We start from the raw sequence: 9482 nt of genomic DNA, 5'->3' as shown, positions 1-9482 counted from the left end.
AGTAGTGAAACGAAACAGCGCCGATGATAGTGTAGCATTTGTTATGTGAAAGTAGGTCATCGCCAGGCTCCAAATAAAGAAAGCCCGACTCGAAAGAGCCGGGCTTTTTTACGTCTACAAGAAAGTGAAATAGTAAGCGAGTTAGCGAGAGTAAAGCGTAGGGCCTATCGTGTTGCGCGCTGTCAAAGTTATTGTAGGAGGAGGCTTCAGCCCCGATTTAAAGTAGCAAACTCACAAACTCGCACTCTTTATCAGACATAAGCAAACTCGCACTTTTTATCAGACATAAGCAAACTCGCTACACCCTCGTAGTGCAGTGTGTGCTTTTTAAAAATTCGAGTATCGTCTATTTTAATTCGTACTCATGCACAACACTCTTTTCATATTGAAAATTTCCAAACTGGATAATTTGACCAACAAATTGATCCTACTTTTAGTCTAACATGATAGACTTTTGTTTCTATTTTCAAAGCCTGTGAGGGTTACGTTGCCTACCTCAGATTACCAATATGTCTTAAATGAAATTACTGCTGAAGTTCAGCCATTGCTGTCTCAGGGGAAAGTTGCTGATTATATTCCCGCGCTAGCAGAGGTTGATGCTAATCAATTTTCAATTGCTATCTATACAACGGATGGTCAAACTTTTTGTGCTGGGGATTGTGCCCAACGTTTTACGATTCAGTCTGTATCAAAAGTGATGACTTTGACACTTGCCTTGCAGCGCTATGGCGATGAACTATGGCATCGGGTAGGCAAAGAACCATCTGGTACAGCATTTAACTCGCTAACACAGCTAGAGTTTGAAAAAGGTGTACCACGTAATCCGTTCATAAACGCGGGGGCTATCGTGACTTGTGATGCGTTATATAGCCGTTTGTCTGCACCGATGCATTCGATGCTTGAAGCTTTTCGAAGTTTGTCAGGTAATAAAACAATCGTGATTGATAAAAAAGTTGCTAATTCAGAATATGAATTTCGCCATCGTAATGCTGCGATGGGGCATTTGATGAAGTCATTTGGCAATTTTCACAACGAAGTGGATGATGTGCTGTGGGCTTACTTTAACTTTTGCGCGATAGAGCTTAACTGTGTGGAATTAGCTAAAGCGTATAATTTTTTGGCGAATAAAGGTATTTGTCATTTGAGTAATAAACGCGTGCTTTCTAGCTTACAAACTAAACAGCTAAACTCCTTATTATTTACCAGTGGCTTGTATGATGCTGCGGGGGATTTTGGTTACCGAGTTGGAATGCCGGGTAAATCGGGGGTGTCTGGCACTATTTTGGCTGTGCTACCAGGTAAATTTACTGTGGCAGTGTATTCGCCTGGCCTGAATTCATATGGTAATTCAGTGGCAGGGATAGCAGCCCTGGAGCTGCTCTCTAAAAAGCTCGATATTTCTATATTTTAAATGTGTGAGCAAGTCTACTGTTCCCAGTAGACTTGTTCTAGGCAATCTTCACGTTCAGGTAAACCACGAGACAAGCGAGGTGAATGCTGAACTAACACTTCATAGCTTGCGCGGTTGGCATATTTACTAATTTGCGCCAAGGATGAGTAGGTCATTGCAGGTTGCTGGTGTTTAGCCGAGTTACCTACATTAAGTTTATGATACACATTCGCTGAGAGATCATGTAACACCGCAGCTAACGCACAATCACCGGCACCATTGGTGTTTTTAATTGAGTCAGGGCCACCCATAAAAGGGGCTGTGTGACTGTAAGCACGGATTGGTGTTTCACAATCACTTTTACGCATAGCACGAGAGAATTCATAGCGATTAAAATCAGCTATGGCACCTGGTAATAGTGGGTATTCCGTTTCACGTTTAAATTGTTCATCAACGAAGCCTGCCATAAACAAGCCTTTCTCACCTGCAGTACAAATGACAAGGTCGACCCAATCTAGCGCTTTATCTGCAGCAAGGAGTGGATCTTCATAGCCTGTGATTGCTAAGCCTTCTTCTTCATTCATTGCTAGAATATCAACATGCTTAGCAACAAACTCTGCCCACCAAGTTGGATCTTGCTCGATTAGGAATTTCGTGCCAAGTGTTAATACGACAGGAACGCCCGCATCATTAGCATATTTGACCGCTTGCATAGTTGCTTCGGTCATGGTCTCAGAGCCTTGTGTACGCATTAGGTAGGCACTGATCACTAAAGCTGATGAGTTTTCTATTAATGTTTGATCAATTGACTCAGGGCGTAAGTGATTCATCAGCCCGGCGCTAATTGCAAAGGTCCGTTCGCCGGTGTCATCTATTAAAGTGAAGCAGCGGCCAATAGGACCATCGACAGGTTGTAAATAATCTAAATCGACACGGCTTGAGGTATTACACAAAAAGCGGTAAGCGTAACTGCCAATTTTTATGTTTTCACTCATTACACCAAGTAGCACTGAGCGATCATCAGCTAGCACTGAATAATTGTGCATAGTGTTACCAATAGTCCCACCGGCAAACTCGTAGTCGACCATATCGTTGAGTTTTAAGCGGTCATATAATGCATTGGTAATATCATTATCAATTACTTGCGACATACCTCTACGTAGCTGAAATTCATCAAGGAAAGCTTGATCAACTTTCGCTTCTATATCAACTACGATTTGATCGATCCCAGTAATATAGCTGCGCTGTAACCGATCACTGGCGTTAAGTTGATTTGTAAGTGGATCTTTAGCTTCCACTGGAAAATAATGTTTATGCCTACGGCGTCCAGGAAATTTCATTTGCTACCCGTGTGTTGTGAGCTAAATAAAAAAAGCGGGAGATTATAGCGTAAATCACCTAGGGTGAGCCATGTAAAAGCAGCTTTAATTTGTTTTATTTTTATCACTAATCACTAAGTTTGGCGTTTTAGTCGCCTAAGTGAGTATAATTAAACAATAATTAGTTAGAAGGTAAGTTGATGAGCGAGCAATTTGACGATCAATATTGGATGGCAAAAGCACTAGAGTATGCGAACAAGGCTGAACAATTGGATGAAATTCCTGTCGGTGCCGTGTTGGTTAAAGATAACCAGTTGATTGCGGCTGGGTATAATCGTTCAATTACTGATAATGATCCTTCTGCTCACGCTGAGATGATAGCGATTCGCGAAGGTGGTAAGGCACTTAATAATTATCGCTTAATCGATTGTACGCTGTATGTCACGTTGGAGCCGTGCTCAATGTGTGCTGGTTTACTGGTACACAGTCGTATTAAACGGCTCGTGTTCGGTGCTGCGGATGAAAAGACAGGCTCTGCAGGTTCGATAATGAATTTATTGCAAGATTCAAGGTTAAACCATCAAGTTGATGTAGAGGCTGGGGTATTAAGTGAATTGTGTGGACAAACTATTTCAGATTTTTTTAAACGTCGCCGCCAAGAGATTAAAGCTAAAAAACAAGCGCAGCGCGACCTGAAGGCTTAACCTACAGGCGTCGCTGTACTTAATTCTGCCATTTGTTGCATTGCAAACATACGACGTCGCCAAATAACTTTTTTATGTAAATTACGCAGCATAATTCTGCGGCGTGTAGATGATGAATAAATCACGTTGCGTTTGAACGAATGAGTACGCCGACGTTTTAACATAGTATCCCCTAAAAATGTGAGAGTGAGAAATAGTGTTGATACTACACATTAGTGATCATTTGATGACAAGTAAATAAATATCGCAAGCTTATTGTATTTAAAGTTTTTTTGATTATTTATCGGCGTCTTTTTTTATTGTTGGTGTGGTTGTGATAATAGTCTGCTCGATGACTGGCGGTATGTCATCAAGCGTTTTTTCAGCAGCCTCGTTTTGTTCACTAGTAGGGGGAGTTTGCGGTAGTGTTGTGCTCGAATCTTCTTGTTCAGGTTTTGCAGCATCGCTAACTTCTGGTTGTGGCTGTACGGTAGGCTCGGTTGTTGGTGCCTCCTCAACTACTGGAATTGCTATCGCATCATTTTCATCTAACCAGACTAGCGCATCATAATAACGACGAATATTATCAACGTACTTTACTGCCACATCCCCCCGAGAGTAGCCATATCTAGTTTTACGGTAATAACGTTTTTTGATTAATAACGGTAAGCGCTTTTTCACATCGGCCCATTTATCAGGGCTGGCACCTTGTTGCTCGGTGATAATGCGGGCATCATTTACGTGACCCCAGCCAATATTGTATGACGCTAATGCAAGCCAAGTACGATCAGGCTGCGGTACTCGATCAGGAATACGCTTTTCTAGCTTCATTAAATATTCAGCACCACCTTTAATGTTTTGTTCTGGCGCTAAGCGGTTTGTGACACCTACTTGCTTGGCCGTATCGCGTGTGAGCATCATAATACCGCGTACACCGGTAGGCGATTTTGCCCGAGGGTTCCACATTGATTCTTGATAGCTTACCGCTGCGAGTAGCCGCCAATCTAATGTGCCCGCATATTGTTCAAACCAAGGTTGGTATTTTGGTAGAGTGTCTTTAATTGCTTCAATATACGCTAAGGTATTAACGTAGTTAAATTGACGGACGTGGCCAAAGTATTTTTCTTCAAGTACGTAAAGTTGATTACTTTGTTTTACTTCACCAAAAAAGGGCACCATTAACGCATAGAGGGAATCATCACCATCTTTACGAAGTAACCATGCAATAGGGTCATTACGTGTGACTGAAAAGCCGATGCTTAAATTGGGGTGATACCGGCGAAACAACGAGAGTGTATGAGAATCCGCTAGGGTGTAATCAATTTCGCCATCGATCACAGCTTGTAACAGCTCTTCTTCATCTAAATCTTCTGTTTCGTGCCAGGTTAAATTAGGGTGCGTTTGTTTTAATTGTTGCAGTGCTAATGAATGACTACTTTTGGCTAATACGGTGAGGTTATCTGTTAGATCATCAAAATCTCGGGGTCTAACTCGACCTTGTTTATAAACCAATTTTTGGCTAATAGTACGGTAAGTAGGGCCAAATCGATAATGTTGTGCTCGGGCTTTATTGTAGGTTAAGCCAGATGCAATTAAATCTAAATCACCGCTGTCTAAGCGTGAAAACATATCGGATAAGTTAAAAAACGGCACCATTTCAAGCTCAACACCTAAGTGAACGGCAAATTCTTGCGCTAGCTCATATTCAAAACCTTGTTCGCCTTGCACTGCTTGATAATAATTACTCGCGCCAGCTAAGGTGCCCACTCTTATTTTGTTTTGAGCTTTGATATGGCTCAGTTGAGATTGTTGCTGCTGCATATCGCAGGCACATAAAAGCATTACTAACGTAATGATTGTTATTAGCTTTTGTTTAAACATACTGCGCCCCTTGAATGCTACAGCTCCCTTATATCAAAACTTTTCGATGACGTCACTTGGCGATTAGTTTTAACTGTAACTTTGGTATGGCAACTTAGGTCACTGTGGGCTGAAAATATCTTAACTAACTGTTGGCTTTAAACAATTTTAATTCCCCCCAGAACCTGTATTTCCGAGTTACTTGAGTATATAATACGCGCCTAAAATATCGTTCAATCCCTAACCCCGGATGAAAATACCTATGTTGATCCTTCGTGGTGCACCAGCACTTTCCGATTTTAGAGTTCAGAAAATTTTAGCCCGTTGCCAACAGGCGCAACTTCCAGTTACTAATGTATACGCTGAGTATGCACACTTTGCTGATTTAACAGCAGAGCTGTCAAGTGACGAGCAAACTAAGCTTGAGAAGTTACTTACCTATGGTCCAACGATTGCCGAACATACACCAGCAGGCACTTTGGTGTTAGTAACGCCGCGTCCTGGCACTATTTCACCATGGGCATCTAAAGCAACTGATATTGCTCATAACTGTGGTTTAGCACAAGTGCACCGTGTAGAACGTGGTATCGCTTACTATGTTGAAGGTGACTTAAGCGCTGAGCAACTAACTGAAGTTGCTGCTTTATTACACGACCGTATGACTGAAGCGACACACAGCACAATGGACGATGCTGGCAAGTTATTCCGCACTGATGCACCAAGTAAAATGTCATCTGTTGATATTTTAGGTGGTGGCCGTGAAGCGTTAGCTAAAGCAAACGTTGAGCAAGGCTTTGCACTGGCTGATGACGAAATAGATTACTTGGTAGAAAACTTTCAAAAGTTAGGTCGTAACCCGAACGACATCGAATTATTTATGTTTGCACAAGCAAACTCTGAGCATTGTCGTCACAAAATCTTTAATGCTGATTGGACAATTGACGGAATTGAACAGCCTAAGTCGCTGTTTAAAATGATTAAAAATACCTATGAGCTAAACCCTGAAAATGTGTTGTCAGCTTATAAAGATAATGCCGCAGTAATGAAAGGCTCTAAAGCAGGTCGTTTCTTCCCCAACGCTGAAGGTGAATACGCTTATCATCAAGAGAACATTGAAATTTTGATGAAAGTTGAAACCCACAACCACCCAACTGCTATTGCGCCATTCTCTGGTGCGGCAACAGGTTCTGGTGGTGAAATTCGTGATGAAGGCGCAACGGGTCGTGGCTCTAAGCCAAAAGCAGGCCTTGTTGGTTTTACGGTATCGAATCTACGTATTCCTGGTTACGAGCAGCCGTGGGAAACTGATTTTGGTAAACCTGGCCGTATCGTTAATGCACTTGATATTATGATTGATGGCCCACTGGGCGGGGCAGCATTTAACAATGAATTTGGTCGTCCAAACTTACTAGGTTACTTCCGTACTTATGAAGAACAAGTAAATAGTCATAATGGTGTTGAAGTACGTGGTTATCACAAACCTATTATGCTTGCCGGTGGTCTAGGTAATATTCGTACTGATCATGTGCAAAAGGGTGATATTCCTGTTGGTGCCAAGCTAATTGCCTTGGGTGGCCCTGCGATGAACATTGGTTTAGGTGGCGGCGCTGCTTCATCAATGGCATCGGGTCAATCAAATGAAGATTTAGATTTTGCCTCAGTGCAACGTGAGAACCCTGAAATGGAACGCCGTTGTCAGGAAGTGATCGATAAATGTTGGCAGTTAGGTGATGCTAACCCAATCGCGTTTATCCATGATGTGGGCGCAGGTGGTTTATCAAATGCTTTCCCTGAGCTTGTTAATGATGGTGGCCGTGGTGGTAAATTCCAACTGCGTGATATCCCTAACGATGAACCAGGTATGGCGCCTCATGAGATTTGGTGTAATGAATCACAAGAGCGTTATGTTCTTGCTGTAGCGGTTGAAGATTTTGACCGTTTTGAAGCTATTTGTAAGCGTGAACGTGCACAATATGCGGTAATTGGTGAAGCCACTGAAGAGCGTCATTTAACGGTTGCAGATAGCCATTTTGATAATAACCCAGTTGATTTACCACTGGATGTATTATTAGGTAAAGCACCGAAAATGCACCGCGAAGCGCACTCTTTAAAAGCCAATAGCGACGCGCTAGATACAACAAATATTGATATCGCAGAAGCGGCAGAGCGTTTATTACGTTTACCAACAATTGCAGAAAAAACCTTCTTGATCACTATTGGTGACCGCTCTGTAACAGGCCTAGTTGCGCGCGACCAAATGGTTGGCCCATGGCAAGTGCCTGTTGCTAACTGTGCGGTAACAGCTGCAACTTATGATACTTATCATGGTGAAGCAATGTCACTGGGCGAGCGTACGCCTGCGGCATTACTTAACTATGGTGCTTCTGCTCGTTTAGCTGTGGCTGAGTCATTAACTAATATTGCTTGTGCTAATATTGGCGGTTTAGAAAATATTAAGTTGTCAGCTAACTGGATGGCTGCAGCGGGTCACCCTGGTGAAGATGCCGGTCTTTATGAAGCAGTTAAAGCTGTTGGTGAAGAACTTTGCCCTGCATTAGGTTTAACTGTTCCAGTGGGTAAAGACTCAATGTCGATGAAAACCCAATGGGATGAAAATGGCGAGCAAAAATCAGTAACTGCACCGCTATCATTAATCATCACTGCATTTGGTCGTGTTGATGATGTACGTAAAACTGTGACTCCACAATTACGTACAGACAAAGGTGCAACATCACTTATTTTAGTTGACTTAGGTGCTGGTAAAAACCGCATGGGTGCATCAAGCTTAGCGCAAGTTTATAAGCAACTTGGTGATGTAACGCCGGATGTTGACAGCCCTGAGTTACTAAAAGGCTTCTACAATGCAATGCAGGCGCTTGTTGCTGATAATAAGCTACTTGCTTATCATGACCGTTCAGACGGTGGTTTATTTACCACAGTAGCTGAAATGGCCTTTGCAGGTCATACCGGTGTAACCATTGACCTTGATGGTTTAACAGGTTCAGACATCGAAGCACTTTACAACGAAGAACTCGGTGCTGTTATCCAAGTTGCTAATAGCGATTTAGCCGCTGTGAATGCGGTATTTGCTGAGCACGGTATTGCTGCAATCAGCCATGCAATTGGTACATTGAACAGCGATGACACAGTGGTATTTAATCGCGCTGGTAACACAGTACTTAGTAATACACGTACTGAGCTTCGTACTATTTGGGCTGAGACTACCTATCAAATGCAAGCACGTCGCGATAATCCTGATTGTGCTAAGCAAGAATTTGATGCCAAGTTTGATGTTAAAGATCCAGGTCTGAACGTTAAACTAAACTTTGACTTAAACGAAGATGTTGCAGCACCTTACATTGCCACAGGCGCTAAACCTAAAATGGCAATCTTGCGTGAGCAAGGTGTTAACTCGCATCTAGAAATGGCTGCGGCATTTAACCGTGCTGGTTTTGCTGCGGTTGATGTACACATGAGCGATATTCTTGAAGGACGCTTAAGCCTTGAAGAGTTCAAAGGCTTAGTAGCCTGTGGTGGCTTCTCATACGGTGACGTATTAGGTGCTGGTGAAGGTTGGGCTAAATCAATTTTATTTAATGATATGGCACGCGATCAATTCCAAAGCTTCTTTGAGCGTCAAGATTCATTTAGCTTAGGTGTATGTAACGGTTGTCAGATGCTATCAACATTAAAAGAGTTGATCCCTGGTACTGAGCATTGGCCACGCTTTGTGACTAATAAGTCTGAGCGTTTTGAAGCACGCTTTAGCTTAGTTGAAGTACAAGAAAATCCATCAGTATTCTTCAACGGTATGGCGGGCTCTCGTATGCCTATCGCTGTATCTCACGGTGAAGGTCATGCTGAGTTTGCAAATGATGCAGCAGTGAAAGCAGCGCTTGATTCAGGCACTGTAGCGGTTAAGTTTGTTGATAACTACGGTAATCCTACAACACAATACCCAGCTAATCCGAACGGCTCGCCAGAAGGTATTACCGGTATTACCTCAGCCGATGGTCGTGCTACTGTGATGATGCCACACCCTGAGCGTGTATTCCGTGCAGTTGCTAACTCGTGGCATCCTGATGAGTGGCGTGAAGATAGCCCATGGATGCGTATGTTCCGTAACGCACGTAAAAATGTAGGTTAAACTTCATTTATACACACTAGATTCATGATCTAGTCGTAAAATAAAAGGCTGCACTGTGCAGCCTTTTTTGTTTATGCTGGTCA

The 9482-nt window shown here is 42.7% G+C and carries 6 protein-coding genes; 3 read left to right on the top strand and 3 right to left on the bottom strand.

The features are described 5' to 3' along the window. Window positions 1-487 precede the first annotated feature (487 nt). Window positions 488-1411, top strand: coding sequence for a glutaminase B (gene glsB, locus V7783_RS12665; RefSeq protein ID WP_335679015.1), 924 nt, complete (start codon window positions 488-490; stop codon window positions 1409-1411). Window positions 1412-1425: 14 nt separating this feature from the next. Here the strand turns inward: glsB and V7783_RS12660 are convergent, their stop codons facing one another. Beyond that, window positions 1426-2730, bottom strand: a complete 1305-nt coding sequence (locus tag V7783_RS12660) for an inosine/guanosine kinase (RefSeq protein ID WP_335679014.1) — start codon at window positions 2728-2730, stop codon at window positions 1426-1428. Window positions 2731-2909: 179 nt separating this feature from the next. Here V7783_RS12660 and tadA point away from each other — a divergent pair, with 179 nt between their 5' ends. Further along, on the top strand, window positions 2910-3413 hold the full coding sequence (gene tadA / locus V7783_RS12655; RefSeq protein ID WP_335679013.1) for a tRNA adenosine(34) deaminase TadA: 504 nt from the start codon (window positions 2910-2912) through the stop codon (window positions 3411-3413). On the opposite strand, the gene V7783_RS12650 is transcribed toward tadA, so the two are convergent. Together V7783_RS12650 and mltF are read right to left on the bottom strand one after the other, a co-directional pair. Further along, the gene (locus V7783_RS12650; RefSeq protein ID WP_167542981.1) at window positions 3410-3577 is read right to left on the bottom strand and encodes a hypothetical protein; all 168 of its coding nucleotides are present in this window, start codon (window positions 3575-3577) and stop codon (window positions 3410-3412) included. The genes tadA and V7783_RS12650 overlap by 4 nt on opposite strands. Window positions 3578-3689: 112 nt before the next feature. Next, window positions 3690-5273: a membrane-bound lytic murein transglycosylase MltF gene (mltF, locus tag V7783_RS12645; RefSeq protein ID WP_335679012.1), complete on the bottom strand. Its 1584-nt coding sequence runs from the start codon at window positions 5271-5273 to the stop codon at window positions 3690-3692. Between the two features lie 241 nt (window positions 5274-5514). On the opposite strand from mltF, the gene purL reads away from it, so the two are divergent. Continuing rightward, entirely contained in the window at window positions 5515-9399 is a 3885-nt protein-coding gene (purL, locus tag V7783_RS12640) for a phosphoribosylformylglycinamidine synthase (RefSeq protein ID WP_335679011.1), read from the top strand. The last annotated feature ends 83 nt before the right edge of the window (window positions 9400-9482 follow it).

This window comes from Pseudoalteromonas sp. (genome assembly GCF_036960685.1).
GTDB lineage: Bacteria > Pseudomonadota > Gammaproteobacteria > Enterobacterales > Alteromonadaceae > Pseudoalteromonas.
Note: the sequence above shows the minus strand (reverse complement) of the source record. Positions and strands in the feature narration are given on the sequence as shown.

Excerpts from the sequence above, each read along its gene's own strand:
- purL (WP_335679011.1), top strand. The coding sequence starts at position 5,515 with ATGTTGATCCTTCGTGGTGCACCAGCACTTTCCGATTTTAGAGTTCAG.
- V7783_RS12650 (WP_167542981.1), bottom strand. The coding sequence starts at position 3,577 with ATGTTAAAACGTCGGCGTACTCATTCGTTCAAACGCAACGTGATTTAT.
- V7783_RS12660 (WP_335679014.1), bottom strand. The coding sequence starts at position 2,730 with ATGAAATTTCCTGGACGCCGTAGGCATAAACATTATTTTCCAGTGGAA.
- mltF (WP_335679012.1), bottom strand. The coding sequence starts at position 5,273 with ATGTTTAAACAAAAGCTAATAACAATCATTACGTTAGTAATGCTTTTA.
- tadA (WP_335679013.1), top strand. The coding sequence starts at position 2,910 with ATGAGCGAGCAATTTGACGATCAATATTGGATGGCAAAAGCACTAGAG.